Source organism: Amycolatopsis albidoflavus (assembly GCF_039525725.1).
GTDB classification, from domain to species: domain Bacteria; phylum Actinomycetota; class Actinomycetes; order Mycobacteriales; family Pseudonocardiaceae; genus Amycolatopsis; species Amycolatopsis albidoflava.
This window is the reverse complement of sequence record NZ_BAAAHV010000022.1, coordinates 357,319-373,461: the sequence shown is the minus strand read 5'-3', so window position 1 is coordinate 373,461 and position 16,143 is coordinate 357,319. Positions and strand designations below refer to the sequence as shown.

At 69.7% G+C, this 16,143-nt stretch carries 18 protein-coding genes; 8 read left to right on the top strand and 10 right to left on the bottom strand.

Annotated elements, in window-relative coordinates; all coding sequences use genetic code 11:
* Positions 1–19: 19 nt before the first annotated feature.
* The 9 genes from era to hrcA all read right to left on the bottom strand — a co-directional run bounded on the left by era (position 20) and on the right by hrcA (position 8,100).
* Positions 20–919 (bottom strand): GTPase Era, encoded by a 900-nt coding sequence (gene era / locus ABD156_RS34870; protein WP_344283965.1) that lies wholly within the window; start codon positions 917–919, stop codon positions 20–22.
* A complete protein-coding gene (locus ABD156_RS34865) occupies positions 916–1,254 on the bottom strand; it encodes a cytidine deaminase (RefSeq protein WP_344283962.1) in 339 nt (112 codons plus the stop codon). The genes era and ABD156_RS34865 overlap by 4 nt, the downstream gene beginning before the upstream one ends.
* The gene (locus ABD156_RS34860) at positions 1,247–2,572 is read right to left on the bottom strand and encodes a hemolysin family protein (RefSeq protein WP_344283959.1); all 1,326 of its coding nucleotides are present in this window, start codon (positions 2,570–2,572) and stop codon (positions 1,247–1,249) included. The genes ABD156_RS34865 and ABD156_RS34860 overlap by 8 nt, the downstream gene beginning before the upstream one ends.
* Positions 2,573–2,581: 9 nt before the next feature.
* Positions 2,582–3,133 carry an rRNA maturation RNase YbeY gene (gene ybeY / locus ABD156_RS34855; protein ID WP_344283956.1) on the bottom strand — a complete coding sequence of 184 codons (552 nt, stop codon included), beginning with the start codon at positions 3,131–3,133 and terminating at the stop codon, positions 2,582–2,584.
* Positions 3,130–4,176, bottom strand: coding sequence for a PhoH family protein (locus ABD156_RS34850; protein ID WP_344285311.1), 1,047 nt, complete (start codon positions 4,174–4,176; stop codon positions 3,130–3,132). Before ABD156_RS34850 ends, ybeY begins: the two co-directional genes overlap by 4 nt.
* A gap of 94 nt (positions 4,177–4,270) precedes the next feature.
* Positions 4,271–4,648 (bottom strand): histidine triad nucleotide-binding protein, encoded by a 378-nt coding sequence (locus ABD156_RS34845; protein ID WP_344283953.1) that lies wholly within the window; start codon positions 4,646–4,648, stop codon positions 4,271–4,273.
* A 466-nt stretch (positions 4,649–5,114) separates the two neighbouring features.
* Positions 5,115–5,867 carry a 16S rRNA (uracil(1498)-N(3))-methyltransferase gene (locus ABD156_RS34840; protein ID WP_344283950.1) on the bottom strand — a complete coding sequence of 251 codons (753 nt, stop codon included), beginning with the start codon at positions 5,865–5,867 and terminating at the stop codon, positions 5,115–5,117.
* 2 nt (positions 5,868–5,869) lie between these two features.
* A complete protein-coding gene (gene dnaJ, locus ABD156_RS34835) occupies positions 5,870–7,033 on the bottom strand; it encodes a molecular chaperone DnaJ (RefSeq protein ID WP_037813614.1) in 1,164 nt (387 codons plus the stop codon).
* 41 nt (positions 7,034–7,074) lie between these two features.
* On the bottom strand, positions 7,075–8,100 hold the full coding sequence (gene hrcA, locus ABD156_RS34830) for a heat-inducible transcriptional repressor HrcA (RefSeq protein ID WP_344283947.1): 1,026 nt from the start codon (positions 8,098–8,100) through the stop codon (positions 7,075–7,077).
* A gap of 221 nt (positions 8,101–8,321) precedes the next feature.
* On the opposite strand from hrcA, the gene ABD156_RS34825 reads away from it, so the two are divergent.
* From ABD156_RS34825 to ABD156_RS34805, 5 genes are read left to right on the top strand one after another with little or no spacing between them, the layout of a single operon-like run.
* Positions 8,322–8,837: a YbaB/EbfC family nucleoid-associated protein gene (locus ABD156_RS34825; RefSeq protein WP_344283944.1), complete on the top strand. Its 516-nt coding sequence runs from the start codon at positions 8,322–8,324 to the stop codon at positions 8,835–8,837.
* A complete protein-coding gene (locus tag ABD156_RS34820; protein ID WP_344283942.1) occupies positions 8,837–9,157 on the top strand; it encodes a type VII secretion target in 321 nt (106 codons plus the stop codon). Before ABD156_RS34825 ends, ABD156_RS34820 begins: the two co-directional genes overlap by 1 nt.
* Entirely contained in the window at positions 9,154–10,386 is a 1,233-nt protein-coding gene (locus ABD156_RS34815; protein ID WP_344283940.1) for a hypothetical protein, read from the top strand. Before ABD156_RS34820 ends, ABD156_RS34815 begins: the two co-directional genes overlap by 4 nt.
* On the top strand, positions 10,383–10,961 hold the full coding sequence (locus ABD156_RS34810) for a hypothetical protein (protein WP_344283938.1): 579 nt from the start codon (positions 10,383–10,385) through the stop codon (positions 10,959–10,961). The genes ABD156_RS34815 and ABD156_RS34810 overlap by 4 nt, the downstream gene beginning before the upstream one ends.
* On the top strand, positions 10,958–11,470 hold the full coding sequence (locus ABD156_RS34805; protein ID WP_344283935.1) for a hypothetical protein: 513 nt from the start codon (positions 10,958–10,960) through the stop codon (positions 11,468–11,470). The genes ABD156_RS34810 and ABD156_RS34805 overlap by 4 nt, the downstream gene beginning before the upstream one ends.
* Before the next feature lie 7 nt (positions 11,471–11,477).
* Here ABD156_RS34805 and ABD156_RS34800 read toward each other — a convergent pair whose 3' ends face one another.
* The gene (locus ABD156_RS34800) at positions 11,478–12,971 is read right to left on the bottom strand and encodes a CoA-acylating methylmalonate-semialdehyde dehydrogenase (RefSeq protein WP_344283931.1); all 1,494 of its coding nucleotides are present in this window, start codon (positions 12,969–12,971) and stop codon (positions 11,478–11,480) included.
* A 130-nt stretch (positions 12,972–13,101) separates the two neighbouring features.
* On the opposite strand from ABD156_RS34800, the gene ABD156_RS34795 reads away from it, so the two are divergent.
* From ABD156_RS34795 to ABD156_RS34785, 3 genes are all read left to right on the top strand, one after another.
* On the top strand, positions 13,102–14,748 hold the full coding sequence (locus ABD156_RS34795; protein WP_344283928.1) for a PucR family transcriptional regulator: 1,647 nt from the start codon (positions 13,102–13,104) through the stop codon (positions 14,746–14,748).
* Positions 14,749–14,776: 28 nt separating this feature from the next.
* Positions 14,777–15,148 carry an SSI family serine proteinase inhibitor gene (locus ABD156_RS34790; RefSeq protein ID WP_344283925.1) on the top strand — a complete coding sequence of 124 codons (372 nt, stop codon included), beginning with the start codon at positions 14,777–14,779 and terminating at the stop codon, positions 15,146–15,148.
* Between the two features lie 137 nt (positions 15,149–15,285).
* Entirely contained in the window at positions 15,286–16,140 is an 855-nt protein-coding gene (locus tag ABD156_RS34785; protein ID WP_344283922.1) for a nucleotide exchange factor GrpE, read from the top strand.
* Positions 16,141–16,143 lie beyond the last annotated feature (3 nt).

Below are 16,143 nucleotides of genomic sequence, written 5' to 3'. Positions count from 1 at the left end.
CGGGCACGACGGGAACCGGTCAGAAACCCAGCCGGCGCAGCTGCTTCGGGTCCCGCTGCCAGTCCTTGGCCACCTTGATGTGCAGGTCGAGATACACCTTCGTGCCGAGCAGCCGTTCGATGTGCTTGCGCGCGGTCGCGCCGACCTCGCGCAGCCGTTCGCCCTTGTGCCCGAGGATGATCCCCTTCTGGCTGGGGCGTTCCACGTACAGCAGCGCGTGGATGTCGATGAGGTCGTCGCGGTCTTCGCGCGGGATCATTTCCTCGACGGTCACCGCGATGGAGTGCGGCAGTTCGTCGCGGACGCCTTCCAGCGCGGCCTCGCGGATCAGCTCGGCGACCAGCGTCTGCTCGGGCTCGTCGGTGAGTTCGCCGCCCGGGTACAGCTGCGGTCCTTCGGGCAGCCGCTGCACCAGCAGATCGGCGACCGTCTGCACCTGGAAACCGTCCACGGCGGACACCGGCACGAGGTCGGCGAATTCCATCACCTCTTGCAGCGCGACCAGCTGCTCGGCGATCTGCTCCGGCTTCACCAGGTCGGTCTTGGTGACGACGCCGATCACCGGCGTGCGCCGGGCGATCTTCTTCAGCTCGGCCGCGATGAACCGGTCGCCCGGGCCGATTTTCTCGTTGGCGGGCACGCAGAACCCGACGACGTCCACTTCGGACCACGTCTCGTGCACGACGTCGTTGAGCCGCTGGCCGAGCAGCGTGCGCGGACGGTGCAGGCCGGGCGTGTCGATGATCACCAGCTGCGCGTCGTCGCGGTGCACGATGCCGCGGATGGCGTGCCGGGTGGTCTGCGGCTTGCTGGAGGTGATCGCGACCTTCGTGCCGACGAGCGCGTTGGTGAGCGTCGATTTGCCCGCGTTGGGGCGGCCGACGAAGCAGGCGAAACCGGAACGGTGCGGCTCGGTCACGGGTGAAGCACCTCGACCACGGCGCCAGACGGATCGGCGAAGACGATCGGCGCCGCGCTGGACACGTCGCGGACCGCGTGCACGGACGCTTCGGCGACGAGCGCGTCGGCGGTCACGACGGCCGCGGCTTCGAGGCCCTCCGCGCCGCTGGAGAGCGCGGCGGCGACGGCGGCCTGCACGGCGGTGAGCTTGAACGACGGCTGGTCGACGGTGGCGGCGGCGTAGGTGCGGCCGTCGCTGTCGCGGACCGCGGCGCCTTCCGCGGCGCCGGTGCGCGCGCGGGCCGAACGGGCCAGCGTGACCAGTTTCTGGTCCTCGGCGTCGAGGTCAGGCATGTTCGACTCTCCTGTCGTGCTCTTCGGGCTGGGGCGGGCGGGTGCGCGGGCGCGCCGACGACGGCCGGACGACCACGGACGTGATCCGCATCCGGCCGCGGCGGTCCTTGCCCCCTTCGGCGAACAGCCGAAGACCGGCGACCTCGGCTTCGGCCCCCGGCAGCGGGACCCTACCCAGTCGCTCGGCGAGCAGCCCGCCCACGGTCTCCACGTCGTGGTCTTCGAGGTCGATGCCGAACAGTTCGCCGAGGTCGTCGACGCCGAGCCGGGACGACACCCGGACCGAGCCGTCTTCCAGTTCCTCGACGTCGGGGCGTTCGTCGGCGTCGGACTCGTCGGTGATCTCGCCGACGATCTCCTCGAGGATGTCCTCGATGGTGAGCAGGCCCGCGGTGCCGCCGTATTCGTCCACCGCGATCGCCATGTGGTTGTGCGTGCGCTGCATTTCCTTGAGCAGCTCGTCGAGCCGTTTGGAGTCGGGCACGAAGCTCGCCGGGTTCATCACCGCGTCGACGACCGTGCTCGGCCCGTCCGGGCCCATGTACTCGGACATCAGGTCTTTGATGTTGGCCACGCCGACGATGTCGTCCACCGAATCGTCGATCACCGGGACGCGGGTGAAGCCGGTGCGCAGCGCGAGCGCGAGGGCCTGGCGGACGGTTTTGGTGCGCTCGATCCACACGATTTCGGTGCGCGGCACCATGACCTCGCGGGCGACGGTGTCGCCGAGCTCGAACACCGAGTGGATCATCTCGCGTTCGGAGTCCTCGACGACGCCGCGTTCCTGGGCGAGGTCGACCAGTTCGCGCAGTTCGACCTCGGAGGTGAACGGGCCTTCGCGGAAGCCGCGGCCGGGGGTGATCGCGTTGCCGAGCACGATCAGCAGCCGCGACAGCGGGCCGAGGACGGTGCCGAGGACGCGGACCGGCCCGGCGACGATCGTGCCGACGCGGTACGGGTGCTGGCGGCCGATGGTGCGCGGGCCGACGCCGATGATGACGTAGCTGACCACCACCATCACGACCGCCGACACCAGGATCGCGAGCCACAGCCGGTCGAACCAGGCGACGAAGGACACGGTGACCAGCACCGTGGCGGTGAGTTCGCAGACGAGCCGCAGCAGAAGCAGCAGGTTGATGTGCCTGCGGCGTTCGGCGACGACCGCGGCGAGCTGGCGGGCTCCGACGCGGCCGGCGCGGACGAGGCCGTCGACCCTGGCTTGCGACACCGTGCCGACCGCGGCGTCCGCGGCCGCGAACACGCCCGCGAGCAGCACCAGCGTCACCGCGATGACGACCTGTGCCGGGGGGTTTCCCATGATCGGAGCCTAGGACGTTTCCCCGGGCTGCGGCGTGTCGAGCCCAGCGATGCCGAGCACGCGGTCGTCGACGTCGCGTTGCGCGTCGCGGGCCTGGTGCGCCGCGACCGCGGCCTGGAATTCGCCGAGGATCCGCTTCTGCAGCCCGAACATCTCGCGTTCCTCGGCGGGTTCGGCGTGGTCGTAGCCGAGGAGGTGGAGGCAGCCGTGGACGGTGAGCAGGTGCAGTTCGTCGATCAGCCGGTGGCCCGCGGTTTTCGCCTGGTCTTTCGCGAAGGCCGGGCAGAGCACGATGTCGCCGAGCAGCGCCGGGGACGCGTCGGGCGCGTCGGGGCGGCGCGAGGAGTCGAGCTCGTCCATCGGGAAGGCCATCACGTCGGTGGGCCCCGGCAGGTCCATCCAGCGTTCGTGGAGGTCTTCCATCACCTCGAGGGTGACGCACAGGATGGACAGCTCGGCGAGCGGGCTGACCTCCATTTTCTCGAGGGTGTAGCGCGCGGCGGAGACGATGGACGCCTCGTCGACGTCGACGCCGGACTCGTTGGCGATCTCGATGCTCATCGGCGGGCGCCCTTCCAGCCGCCGTTCTGCTGCTCTTGCGCGTCCTGCACGGCCTGCCACTTCTCGTACGCGTCGACGATGTCGCCGACCAGTCGGTGCCGGACGACGTCCTGGCTGGTGAGCTCGGCGAAGTGCAGGTCCTCGACGCCGCCGAGGATGTCGCGCACGACGCGGAGCCCGCTGCGCTGCCCGCCGGGCAGGTCGATCTGGGTGATGTCGCCGGTGACGACGATCTTCGCGCCGAACCCGAGGCGAGTGAGGAACATCTTCATCTGCTCGGGCGTGGTGTTCTGCGCCTCGTCGAGGATGATGAAGGCGTCGTTCAGCGTCCGGCCGCGCATGTAGGCCAGCGGTGCGATTTCGATCGTCCCCGCCTGCATGAGCCGCGGAATCGACTCCGGCTCGACCATGTCGTGCAGCGCGTCGTAGAGCGGCCGCAGATACGGGTCGATCTTCTCGTTCAGCGTGCCCGGCAGGTATCCGAGCCGCTCGCCCGCCTCGACCGCAGGACGCGTCAGCACGATCCGCGTGACCTGCTTGGCCTGCAACGCCTGCACGGCCTTCGCCATCGCGAGATACGTCTTGCCCGTACCCGCGGGCCCGATGCCGAACACAATCGTGTGCTTGTCGATCGCGTCCACGTACCGCTTCTGGTTCAGCGTCTTGGGCCGAATGGTCTTGCCGCGCCGCGAAACGATGTTGAGGCTCAGCACCTCCGCGGGCGACGCGTCCCCGCTGGACAACATCCCCACAGTCCGCCGCACCGTGTCGGGCCCCACCTGCTGACCGCCACCGGCGAGCTGCACCAACTCGGTGAACACGCGCTCCGCGAACGCCACATCAGCCGCGGCGCCAGTCAACGTGACCTCGTTGCCGCGCACGTGCACGTCCGCTGCCAGCAGCTCCTCCGCCACCCGCAAATTCTCGTCCCGCGACCCCAGCAGGCTCAGCTGGGCCCCCTCCGGGATCGGAAATCGAACCTGTGCCTCGGCCGATACCCGATTGTCAGGTCGGGCGGCTCCACCCGTCTCAGTTCCGGCCACGTGGCCTCGGTCCTGCTTTCTGCGCACTTCGCAAGTCAACGTACAGGGACCCCATAGATGCTACTTGTCCCCGACACCCACTCGCAGCCCGGTTTCAGTGCACTCCCGCCTGCGGCTTCCCGAACATCCCCAGCTGCTCCCCGCCGAGCACATGGGCATGCACATGAAACACCGTCTGCCCGGCGTCAGCATCAGTGTTGAACACCACCCGATACCCGCTGACAGAGATCCCTTCGATCTCCGCCACCTTCCGAGCCGTCAACAACACCCGGGACAACAACCCCGGATCCGCCTCCGCCAACTCCCCCACGTTCCGATACCGCTTCCTCGGAACCACAAGCACATGCACCCGCGCCTGCGGATTGATGTCCCGAAACGCAAACGTGGCGTCGTCCTGATACACGACGTCCGCCGGAATCTCCCCAGCAATAATCCGCTCGAACAACGTCTCCGCAGCACCAGCATCGCTCATAGACCCACCCTACAAACACAACCCAACGCCCGATACGGACCGCAACCAACGAACGCCACGCCACCACCGGACGCACCCAACGCAACGGACGCACGACACGCAACCACCGGACGCACCCAACGCAACGGCCGCACGGAAGGCAACCACCGCACCGTGGGGGTCCGGGGGGCTCGGCCCCCCGGGAGTAATGAGCGGAACCAGCGGCGGCGAAGTATCGCGCCAGCGATACGAAGACGCCGCGGCGCGGTGGAGCCTGGGGGTCGCTCCACCGCCGCCGCGGCTCCGCCGGACCGAGGGGGGAGGTGCCCGGCGGGGTTCTGGTTCGTACTCAAGAGTAATGCCCGCCTGCGGGCGGGCTGAAACCCTCGTGTTTCGCACGTTGCGAAGCAGAGTAGCCGCCGGGGGTGCGGCGCGCCATCACCTGGTGCGGATGTTTAGGGGTTCTGCCGGGTTTTCCGGTTCTGTGTCAGTGCCAGCGGCCGGTGAGGACGCCGAGTGCGCCCAATGCCACCGCGGCCGCGGTGGATGTGCGGAGGACCGTCGGGCCGAGCCGGACCGTGGTGGCTCCGGACTCTTCGAGGGCTGCGAGTTCTTCGTCGGTGATGCCGCCTTCGGGCCCTACGACAAGGAGGATGTCGCCTCCGCCGGGGAGGTCGAGGTCGGTAAGCCTGCTGGTGACGCCGGATTCGAGGACCAGCGTCGCGGACATCGTCGCGGCCAGCTGTGCGAGTTCGCGCGTGCCGACCGGTTCGGCGACGGCGGGCACATGGGCGCGGCGGGCCTGTTTCGCGGCGGAGCGGGCAGTTGCGCGCCAGCGGGCGAGTGCTTTCTCGCCGCGGGGTCCGTCGTCCCAGCGGGCGACGCTGCGGGCGGCGCGCCAGGGCACGATCGCGTCCGCGCCGGCTTCGGTGGCCAGTTCGACTGCGAGTTCCCCGCGGTCGCCCTTGGCGAGCGCCTGGGCGACGTGGACGCGCAGCGCGGGCGGTTCCTCTTGCCAGCGCTCGAGAACGGTGAGGGTGACCGTGGCCGCGCGGCCTGCTTCGACGGCGTCCACGGCACAGCGGGCCATCGCGCCGGCGCCGTCGGAGAGCACGAGCTGCTCCCCCACGCGCAGCCGGCGCACGGTGGCCGCGTGCCGGGCTTCCTCGCCGTCGAGCAGCGCCCGGCCTTCGGCGGGCACTGCCGGGGCGAGGAAGACCGGCAGGGTGGTGTCCGGCACAGTCAGCGGTTCTTCGCGCGCAGCTTGGAGAACAGGCCGCCGTGCTTGCTGCCGTTGGCGGCGAGCGTCGGGACTTCTTCGCCGCGCTGCTGGGCCAGGTCGACGAGCAGGTCGCGCTGGGCCTCGTCGAGCTTGGTGGGCACCACGACGTCGATGTGCACGTGCAGGTCGCCGCGGCCGTCGACGCGCCCGGACGAGCGCAGCCGCGGCATGCCCTTGCCGGTGAGCACCAGTTCGGTATTGGGCTGGGTGCCGGGTTCGATGTCGAGTTCGTAGTCGCCGTCGACCAGGGTGGCGATCGGCACTGTCGCGCCGAGCGCCGCGGTGGTCATCGGGATGCGGAAGTTGCAGTGCAGGTCGTTGCCCTCGCGGACGAACACCTCGTGCGGGGCCTCGTCGATCTCGACGTAGAGGTCGCCCGCCGGGCCGCCGCCGGGGCCGACCTCGCCCTGTCCGGACAGCCGGATCCGCATGCCGTCGCCGACGCCGGGCGGGATCTTCGCGGTGACGCCGCGCCGCGACCGGATCCGGCCGTCGCCGCCGCACTGGCGGCACGGGTCGGGGATGACCTCGCCGAAGCCGCGGCACACCGGGCACGGGCGCGCGGTGACGACCTGGCCGAGGAACGACCGCTGGACGGACTGGACCTCGCCGGCCCCGCCGCAGGTGTCGCAGGTCTTGGTGCTGGTGCCCTCGGCGGTTCCCGCGCCGCGGCACAGGTCGCAGACGATCGCGGTGTCGACGGTGATCTCGCGGTCGACGCCGGTCGCGCACTCCTCGAGAGTGAGGCCGAGCCGGATCAGCGCGTCGGAGCCGGGCTGCACGCGGCTGCGCGGCCCGCGGCCCCGTCCGCCGCCTCCGCCGGCCGCGCCGAAGAACGCGTCCATGATGTCGCCGAGCCCGCCGAAGCCCGCGAACGGGTCGCCGCCGCCTCCGCCGCGGCCGCCCCCGTCCATCGGGTCGCCGCCGAGGTCGACGATCTTGCGCTTCTGCGGGTCGGAGAGCACCTCGTACGCGGTGGTCACCTCGCCGAAGCGGTGCTGGGCGTCCTCCGACGGGTTCACGTCGGGGTGCAGTTCACGGGCCAGCTTGCGGTACGCGCGCTTGATCTCCTGATCGCTCGCGTTCTTGGCCACCCCGAGGATCCCGTAGTAGTCCCTCGCCACGTTGCTCTGCCTTCTCCTTCGTGTTCCGCCCCCGCCGCCGGTCAGCGGCCGGACAGGATCTGCCCCACGTAGTTGGCGACCGCGCGGACCGCCGCGATCGTGCCGGGGTAGTCCATCCTGGTCGGCCCGACGACGCCCATTCCCCCGAGCAGCATGTCGTCCCGGCCGTAGCCGATGGACACGACCGAGGTGCTGCGCATCTGCTCGTCTTCATTTTCCTCACCGATGAGCACGGTGACCGCACCGGGGTTGCGGGCCGCGGCGAGCAGCTTCAGCACCACCACCTGTTCCTCGAGCGCTTCGAGCACCTGGCGCAGCGAACCGGGGAAGTCCGCGACGTTGCGGGTGAGGTTGCCGGTGCCGCCGAGCACGATCCGCTCTTCCGGGTGCTCGACCAGCGATTCGACCAGCATGGTGCAGATCCGGGTGAGGTGGTCGCGCAGGTCCGCGGGCGCGGCCTCGGGCAGCTCGGCCACGTTCGCCGCGGCGTCGGCGAGGCGCCGCCCGGCGAGCGCGCCGTTGAGCACGGTGCGCAGCCGCAGCACGGTCTCCTCGGTGACCACGTCGCCGAGGTCGACGGTGCGCTGGTCCACCCGGCCGGAGTCGGTGATCAGCACGAGCATGAGCCGCGCCGGTGTGAGCGGAACCACTTCGAGGTGGCGCGCCACGGTGTTGGTGAGCATCGGGTACTGCACCACCGCGACCTGGCGGGTGAGCTGCGCGAGCAGCCGCACCGACCGGCGCAGCACGTCGTCGAGGTCGGTGCCCGAGTCGAGGAAGTTGGTGATCGCGCGCCGCTCGGCGCTCGAGAGCGGCTTGATCTCCGAAAGCCGGTCGACGAACAGCCGGTAGCCCTTGTCGGTGGGGATCCGCCCGGCGCTGGTGTGCGGCTGGGCGATGTACCCCTCTTCCTCGAGGGCGGCCATGTCGTTGCGCACGGTGGCACTGGAAACGCCGAGGTTGTGCCGCTCGACGATCGTCTTCGACCCGACTGGCTCCTGGTTGGAGACGTAGTCGGCGACGATCGCGCGCAGCACCTCGAAGCGACGCTCGTCCGTGTTCGCCACCGGCACCTCCTTCGCGGTCCTCCTGCTACTCACAACGAGTTTACGGACCCGGGAGTGCCCGGCGCGCCCTCCGGTCCGGACAGCCGCGAGTAAATGGCGGGCAAACGATTTTTAATAGCGACGAACCGGGCAACTCGGATCTTCGCTTGCACGGGGAACCGGAACCCGGTTTTCTGCCTCGGAAAGACTATGAACCAGTCGATCCGAAAGCAGTGGCCGACATGAACGCACTTTCTCCCGAAATCGCCGAAATCCGGCAGCGGGCCGCCGAGGCGCAGGAACGGCTGAAGCACGTGTCGGCGACCGCGACGAGCCAGGACGGCGCGGTCACCGCGACCGTCAACACCGCCGGTGCGCTGCAGGAACTCCAGTTCGGCTCCCGCGCGGACGAGATCCCGCGCGCCGCGCTCGCCGCCGCCGTGCTGGCCACCGCCCGGCGCGCCCAGGCCCAGGCGGCGCAGCAGCTGACCGCGATCATGGCCCCGGTGATCGGCGAGCACAGCGACGCGATGAAATTCCTCGAAGAACAGATCCCGGAACCGGAAGTTCCGGAAGAACCGGCCCCGCCTTCGACGCCGCAGCCGCAATTCTTCGACGCCCAGGACGATTCCGCCGCGCCGCCGCCCGCCCGGCCCGCGGCCCCGCCAGCGCCGCCGTCCCGGCCCGCTCGCCCGGCGGCCGACCCGACCGATGACGACGACTACTACAGCGGCGGCTCGTTCCTGGGGAGGAACTGATGACCGGACCCCACGTCGACCTCCCGTCGCTGCGCGAGCACAAGAGCGAGGTCGAGAACATCGCGGCCGGCGTGCACACCGCGGCGCAGGCGACCGACTCCGGGCAGTCGTTCGGCGACGACGCGTTCGGGATCGTCGGACAGGTGTTCGCCATGCCGCTGCAGCTGTGGATGTCGGCCGCGACCTCGTGCGTCAAGCAGCTCGGCCAGGAGGGCGACGAGATCGCGGGCCTCCTGCAACAGGCACACGACCACTACGACACGCACGAGCAACAGACTGTCGGCCACATCAACGGCCTCGGCAAGGAGCTGCCGGAATGACCGAGACGCAAGAAAACCCGCTGGTCGCGAAGTCCGAGTCGCCGAGCGGCCCGACCACGAACATGGGGTCGTCCTCGAACGAACTGGACAACCTCAACGCCCAGACCTCCGGTGCCGGCATCGTCAACGATCTCTCCGCGACACAGACCGATTTCCGCCACGGCGACTGGGGCAATTTCGCCGTTGACGTCGCCACCGACGGCCTCGACCTGCTCGGCGTGGCGATGGACCCGCTCGGCAGCCTCGCGAGCGCGGGCGTCGGCTGGCTGATCGAGCACATCAGCTTCCTCAAGGAGGGCCTCGACCAGCTCGCCGGCAATCCCGAAGCGGTCACCGCCAAGGCCGTGACCTGGGCGAACATCGGGAAGCAGCTCGCCGAAAGCGCGGACAAGTACGAGCAGGCCGCGGCCAAGGTGGCCCCGAACTTCCAGGGCCAGGGCGGCCAGGCATACCAGGGCCGGGCGAAGGACTACGCGGGCAAGCTCCGCAACGCGGCCGGGCAGGCGAACGGCGCGTCCACCGGGATGAACGTCGCCGCCGCGCTGGTCGGCACCGAACGCGGGCTGATCCGCGACATGATCTCGTCGTTCGTCGGCGAGCTGATCGTCAAGGGCATCGCCGCGCTCGCCTCGTCGTGGTGCACCTTCGGCGGGACGGTCGCCGCGTTCATCGCCGACACCGTCGTCGAGGGCGGGATCCTGGCGGAGAAGATCGGCACCCGGATCGCGAAGGTCGTGGAGAAGCTGGACAAGCTCGCGGAGAGCGCGGGCAAGTCGAAGGCGGCGATCGAGCAGCTGGCGAACGCGATGCGCAAGGCGGGCAAGGCAGCGGACAAGATCGCGGACAAGAGCGTCGACGTCGGCGTGAACCTGGAGAAGAAGGCCGGGGAGCTGAAGGACGCGGGCAAGGCCGAGTCCGCCGCGGACAAGGCCGAGCGCTGGAAGGCAAACGCCAAGGACTGGGTCCAGACACCGCTGAGCGGCAAGGTGAAGGATCGGGTCAACGAGTGGGGCGACACCTACTCGGAGGACGGACGCCAGGTGCTGAGCCCGAAGGCGTGGGAAGAAGCGAAGGACGGCGCTCCGAAGTGGAGCCCCGCCGACACGGCAGGCGTCGGGGCCGAAACCCGGCGGCAGGAGAACGAACAGTACGACCGGTACTCGGAAGCATCCGAAAAATCGGAGAAGGAACGCAAGGCCGAAGAGGCGAAGGGCGGCTCCGGCGAGTGACCGAGCAAGCGGTGCAGGCAGCCGCGGACCAGGCCAACCGCGAAGGCAAACTGCATCCGTCCCAGCGGCGGATGGTGCTGGACGGCAACTTCTGGACGCTCGTCGTGGTGCTTCTCGTCCTCATCGCGCTGGCGGTCCTGACGCCGATCAAGATCGGCATGAGCCCCTCGGAGATCCGGACGTCCAACGACCTCGCCGCCTACTTGCACGAGCCGCTGACCTCGTACTGGTCGCAGAACGCGCCCTTGTTCGTGATGTCGCTGGTGTGGCTCGTCCTCGCGGTGTATCCCGGGCGCGCGATCTGGCGGCGGACGGCGGACTGGCGCGAGGGCAAGGTCACCGTGGTGCCCGGCCTGACGCACGATTTCGGGCACGTGCAGCACCGGCCGTCCGGCGTCCTGCCCCCGATGTACCTGTACGAGATCACGGAACGGATCCCCTTCACCTACCTCGTCGTGAACGGCAAGCGCTATCGGCTCGATCCTGATCTGCGGAGCCGGGTGCTCGGCGGCCGCACCAACGCCGCGGTCTTCAGTCCGCGCAGCAAGCTACTGGTCAACGTGGTCGCCGCGTGACCGCGAAGGCCGACCCCGGCGAGGTAGCCGCGGCCAACCTCGCCGGAACACTGCACCGGAGTCAGCGCGGGGAGGTCCTGGGCTGGTTCTTTTGGGCGATCTGGGTGTTCGTCGCGATCGAGGTGGCGATCGCGGTCGTCGCGGTCGCCAAATCCGGCTTCACCGCGTCCGCGTTGGTGGCGGTGGCGGTCGCGCTGGTCATCCTCGTGCTGGCGATCCGGTTCGGGCGGCGGCAGTTCGCCGATCTCCGCGCGCCGCTGACGGTTGTGGCCGGGCCGGCGCACGATTTCGGGGCCGGTCCGATCACCGACGACTATCCGGTCGGGTTCAAGCACACCCCGCGCGGGCCGGGGACAGTCGAGAAGTGGCAGATCCGGGTGGGAGGCCGCACTCACACGGTGAACCCGGTCCGGGGCAGACGGCTGGCGGCTGAGCGGGTCCTCGCGGTGTGCCTGTTCGGGAACAGCGGCTCCGTGGCGAGCATCGTCGGCGAGAACGGCGTGTGGTGAACCCGCGTCACGAGTTCTTCGGGAACCCCAGGTTCACCCCCGCGTGCGAGGTGTCCGGCCAACGAGATGTCACCACCTTCGTCCGCGTGAAGAAGTGGAATCCCTCCGGGCCATACGCGTGCGTGTCGCCGAACAGGGAGTCTTTCCAGCCGCCGAACGAGTAATAGCCGACGGGGACCGGGATGGGCACGTTGACGCCCACCATGCCTACCTCGACCTCGTTCTGGAAGCGGCGAGCCGCGCGTCCGTCGCCGGTGAAGATGGCGGTTCCGTTGCCGTACGGGTTGGCGTTGATGAGCGCGAGCGCGTCGTCGAAGCTCGTCGTTCGGGCGACGGACAGCACTGGGCCGAAGATTTCGTCGGTGTACACCGCCATACTGGGCGTGACGCGGTCGAAAAGTGTGGGGCCAAGCCAGAATCCGTCGTCCGCGCCGTCTGCTTCCACGCCCCGGCCGTCCATCACCAGTTCCGCGCCTTCGGCGACTCCGGTGTCCACATAGGACGAAACGCGCTCGTGGTGTGCCCGCGTGACCAGCGGGCCCATCTCCGACGACGGTTTGCGGCCGTCCCCGACGCGCAGTTTTCGCATCCGGTCCACGATTTTGGCCACCAGTTCGTCCGCGATCGGTTCGACGGCGACCACCACCGAAACCGCCATGCACCGCTCCCCCGCCGACCCGAAACCGGCCGACACGGCGGCGTCCGCGGCCAGGTCGAGGTCTGCGTCCGGCAGCACGATCATGTGGTTCTTCGCCCCGCCGAGCGCCTGCACGCGCTTACCGTGGCTGGTGCCGGTTTCGTAGACGTAGCGCGCGATCGGAGTCGAACCGACGAACGAGATCGCCTTGACGTCCGGGTGCGCGAGCAGTCCGTCGACCGCGACTTTGTCGCCCTGCAGCACGTTGAACGCGCCGGACGGCAGGCCCGCTTCGGCGAGCAGTTCGGCGATGAACAGCGCCGCGGACGGGTCCTTCTCGCTCGGCTTGAGCACGACGGTGTTGCCGCACGCCAGCGCGTTCGGCACGAACCAGAGCGGCACCATCGCCGGGAAGTTGAACGGCGAGATCACCCCGACCACGCCGAGCGGCTGCGCGATCGAGTAGACGTCGACGCCGGTGGAGGCGTTCTCGCTGAACCCGCCCTTGAGCATTTGCGCCGCGCCGCACGCGTACTCGACATTCTCGATCGCGCGCGCGACTTCGCCCGCCGCGTCCGATTCGACCTTGCCGTGCTCGCTCGTCACGATCTTCGCCAGTTCGTGTTTGCGCGCCTGAAGCAGCTCGCGGAAGGCGAACAGCACGCGCGTCCGCCCGGCGAGCGACGTGCCCCGCCAGCCCGGCAACGCAGCGGTCGCGGCGGCTACCGCCTGGTCCACCTCGGCCGGTCCGGCGAAGTCCACCTGCGCGCTGACCTGGCCGGTCGCCGGGTCGTACACGTCGCCGGTGCGTCCGGTGCCGACGACCGGCTTGCCGTCGATCCAATGGCTGATGCGGTCGGTCACGACGTCCGCTCCTTCCGGTCGGGTGCCCACGAGTCTCCGGGCGAGGCGCCCGGGTCCGCCATCGACAACGTGTACGGACTACCCCTCTCCGCCGTACAGTCTGTGCCCTGCCGGCCAGCAAGGGGGACCGATGTACCCGACCGTCGCCGAGGCGCTCGCGTTGCCGGTGCTGCGCCAGGGCTGTCCACGCGTCGTCGCGGGCAGCACCGGGCTCGAACGGCGGGTCCGCTGGGCGCACGCGGCCGAGGTCGCCGACATCGCGCATCTGCTGCGCGGCGGAGAACTCGTGCTCACCACGGGCGTCGCGCTCCCGGATGACGACGCGACGCTGACCCGGTACGTCGCTGACCTCGCCGAAGTCGGTGTCGCGGGCCTGGTCGTCGAGCTGGTGCGGCACTGGAACGACCGGCTGCCGCGCGCCCTCGTCACCGCGGCCGAGCAGCGCGGCTTGCCGCTGGTGACGCTGTCTCGCGAGACGCGCTATGTCGCGGTGACCGAGGCAGTGAACGGAATGATCGTGGACGCGCAGCTCGCCGAGCTTCGGGCGGCGGAACGGGTGCACGAAACGTTCACGTCGCTGACCGTCGCCGGAGCCGAGCCCGCCGCGGTGCTGGCCGAGGTGGCGCGGTTGACCGAACAGCCGGTCGTGCTGGAAACCCTCGAACACGAAGTCCTCGCCTACGACACAGCCGGCACGGACCCGGGCGAGCTGCTGATCGGCTGGCCGGCACGGTCGCGGGTGGTACAGCTCGGCGAGCGCACCGGTTACCACTCGGCGGCGGGCTGGCTGGTTACCGTGGTCGGCGCGCGCGGGCACGACTGGGGACGGCTGGTGCTGGTGTGCGCCGAGCCGCCGCCGCACCGGTACCAGGTGGTCGCCGAACGAGCGGCGTCCGCGCTCGCGGTGCACCGTCTCGTCGCGCGCGACTCCGACACGCTCGAACGGCAAGCGCACCGCGCAGTGTTGACCGAACTGCTGAATTCGCCCGCGCCGACAGCAGAAATCCTCGCGCGCTCTTCTGCGCTCGCGGTGCCGCTGACGGGGCGACAGTTGGTCGGCCTCGCGGTACGGCCGCGCATTACCGCAACTACGCGACCGACGCTGTCTACGCCGCCGTTGTTGCGCGAGCTCGCTGAAGCCACCGCGCTCGCGACGCGACGCGCGAAGGTGTCCGCGCTGGTGTCGACCGACGAGACTGCCGTACGCGCGCTTCTCGCGCTCTCGCCCGAAGCCAACGCCGACGCTGTGCTTCAGCGGCTAGCCGCCGACATTCACGACGCGCGCGCTTCCGCTCCCGCCGCGCTCGGCGTAGGCACGACGGTCACTGGACCTGCTGAGGCACAACGCACTTTGGTCGAAGCCGCGCACGTCGCTGCCGCCGCCCTCGACGAGCACGACGGCCAACCGTTCCACCGCCTCAAGGATGTTCGGCTACGCGGGCTGCTGCACCTTCTCGCCGACGACGAACGCGTACACGCCTTCGCGGCGCGCGAACTAGGCCCGCTCCTGGAACGCGACGCCGCTTCCGGAAGCCGCCTCGTTCCGGCACTGCGGCACTACTGCGCGCATGGCGGCAACAAGTCCGCCGCAGCCGTCGCCGCCCATACCTCAAGGACGGCTTACTACCAGCAACTCGCCCGCATCGAACAGGTGCTGGGAGTGCGACTGGAAGATCCGGAGTCGATGTTGTCGCTGTACGTGGCGTTACTCGCGCACGACCTCGGGAGCGCCACCCGTCCGAGCGAGGAAAACCCACCCGGACGAGGAGCACAGTGATCGGGTTCGGCGAGCCGATATCCCTCGTATGGTGTTCTCTTCCTTCGCTCCGGTCGCCGCCGCCCTGATCGGATTCGGCGGCGTGGCCGCCCCGCAGGTCCCGGAGTCCGTGCTGCAGCTGACCGTGCACGAGACTTCCGGGCGCGTCACGAGCGCTTCCCTGACCTGCGACCCCACCGGCGGCACGCACCGCCACCGCGACACCGCCTGCGCGACGCTCACCGCGGCCAACGGCGATTTCGCCCGCATCGCCCCGCATCGGCAGAAATGCACGATGATCTACTCGCCGGTGGACGTCACCGCGCTGGGCAGCTGGCGAGGCACGCGGGTGACCTACCGCGCGACGTACCCGAACAAGTGCGCGGCGGACAGCCAGTCGAACGGGGTGTTCGCGCTCTAGGCCGCGCGGTCTGGTCGGCCCGGCGGTCGCGAACGGCGAACGCCGCCGGGCCGCTTCCCGCGGGCAGCGGCGGAATCGGTTGCCGCACCGAACAATTCGGCAGGGAGCCGCCGCGGTCCCGCGTAGGCTGCGGCGTCGTGCTGACCCCGACGACCTTCCGCGAGCTCTACTACGTCGTGCACGACCACACCGGCCCGGCGTTGTTCTCCGACGTGCTTTCCCCGTGGCTCGATGAGCACGCGGCCGCCGCACGCGAGCTGCTCGTCCCGCTGGCGGTCTGCGGAGAATGGCAGCGGACGGAATACGTCTGGGGCGACCTGCTCGAGCAAGCGTACGCACTCAGCCGGATCAGCGATCTCTTGCTGCTGGGCTTCCAGCCCGGTCTTCCGGACGGAACTGAAACACCGTGGGCGCACCAATTGCACCTGCCCGAGCACGAAGTGCGTGTCACCGCGGAGGAGTACCTCGGCTTTTTCTCCGCACTGGGCCTGCGACAAGCCGAGGTCGCGCGGTTCGATCCGTTCTTTCACGAGATCGCGGCCGTCGAACAGAGCGAGGATCCGGACGCGCCGATCGAGATCGTCGCCGAGCGGTGGCCGTGCCTCATGCTCGGCGAGATGCTGTTCGGCCGGGCCGGCGTCGCCGTGCGGGCCGGGGAACGTCGCGCGGCAGCCGGGATCGCGGACCGGTCGATGCTGGAGGATTCGTTCCTCCGCCGCCATCGGCCGACCAGCGACGGATCACTCGGCTGGGGGCACAATTCGCAATGGAAGACGTCGTTCCGCCGCGACTACCTGACCGCGGACGCCTACCAGTTCACCGTCGACGCGAACCTGGACATCGACGAGGAAAACCCGTTCAGCGACGAGGAACTGACCCCGGCGGAGCGCCGCGACCTGGTGCGCCATCGTTGCGCGGTGCGCCGCTCCGAGCACCTCCCGCAGCACGAAAACCCCGTGCTCGGCTGGCGGCTGACCGTGCCCCGGAAGTGAAAC

Bases quoted from the DNA above. Each gene is read 5' to 3' on its own strand.
- ybeY (WP_344283956.1), bottom strand. From the start codon at position 3,133: ATGAGCATCGAGATCGCCAACGAGTCCGGCGTCGACGTCGACGAGGCG.
- ABD156_RS34825 (WP_344283944.1), top strand. From the start codon at position 8,322: ATGAACGCACTTTCTCCCGAAATCGCCGAAATCCGGCAGCGGGCCGCC.
- ABD156_RS34845 (WP_344283953.1), bottom strand. From the start codon at position 4,648: ATGAGCGATGCTGGTGCTGCGGAGACGTTGTTCGAGCGGATTATTGCT.
- ABD156_RS34860 (WP_344283959.1), bottom strand. From the start codon at position 2,572: ATGGGAAACCCCCCGGCACAGGTCGTCATCGCGGTGACGCTGGTGCTG.
- ABD156_RS34815 (WP_344283940.1), top strand. From the start codon at position 9,154: ATGACCGAGACGCAAGAAAACCCGCTGGTCGCGAAGTCCGAGTCGCCG.
- ABD156_RS34790 (WP_344283925.1), top strand. From the start codon at position 14,777: ATGGTGTTCTCTTCCTTCGCTCCGGTCGCCGCCGCCCTGATCGGATTC.
- ABD156_RS34820 (WP_344283942.1), top strand. From the start codon at position 8,837: ATGACCGGACCCCACGTCGACCTCCCGTCGCTGCGCGAGCACAAGAGC.
- ABD156_RS34865 (WP_344283962.1), bottom strand. From the start codon at position 1,254: ATGCCTGACCTCGACGCCGAGGACCAGAAACTGGTCACGCTGGCCCGT.
- ABD156_RS34795 (WP_344283928.1), top strand. From the start codon at position 13,102: ATGTACCCGACCGTCGCCGAGGCGCTCGCGTTGCCGGTGCTGCGCCAG.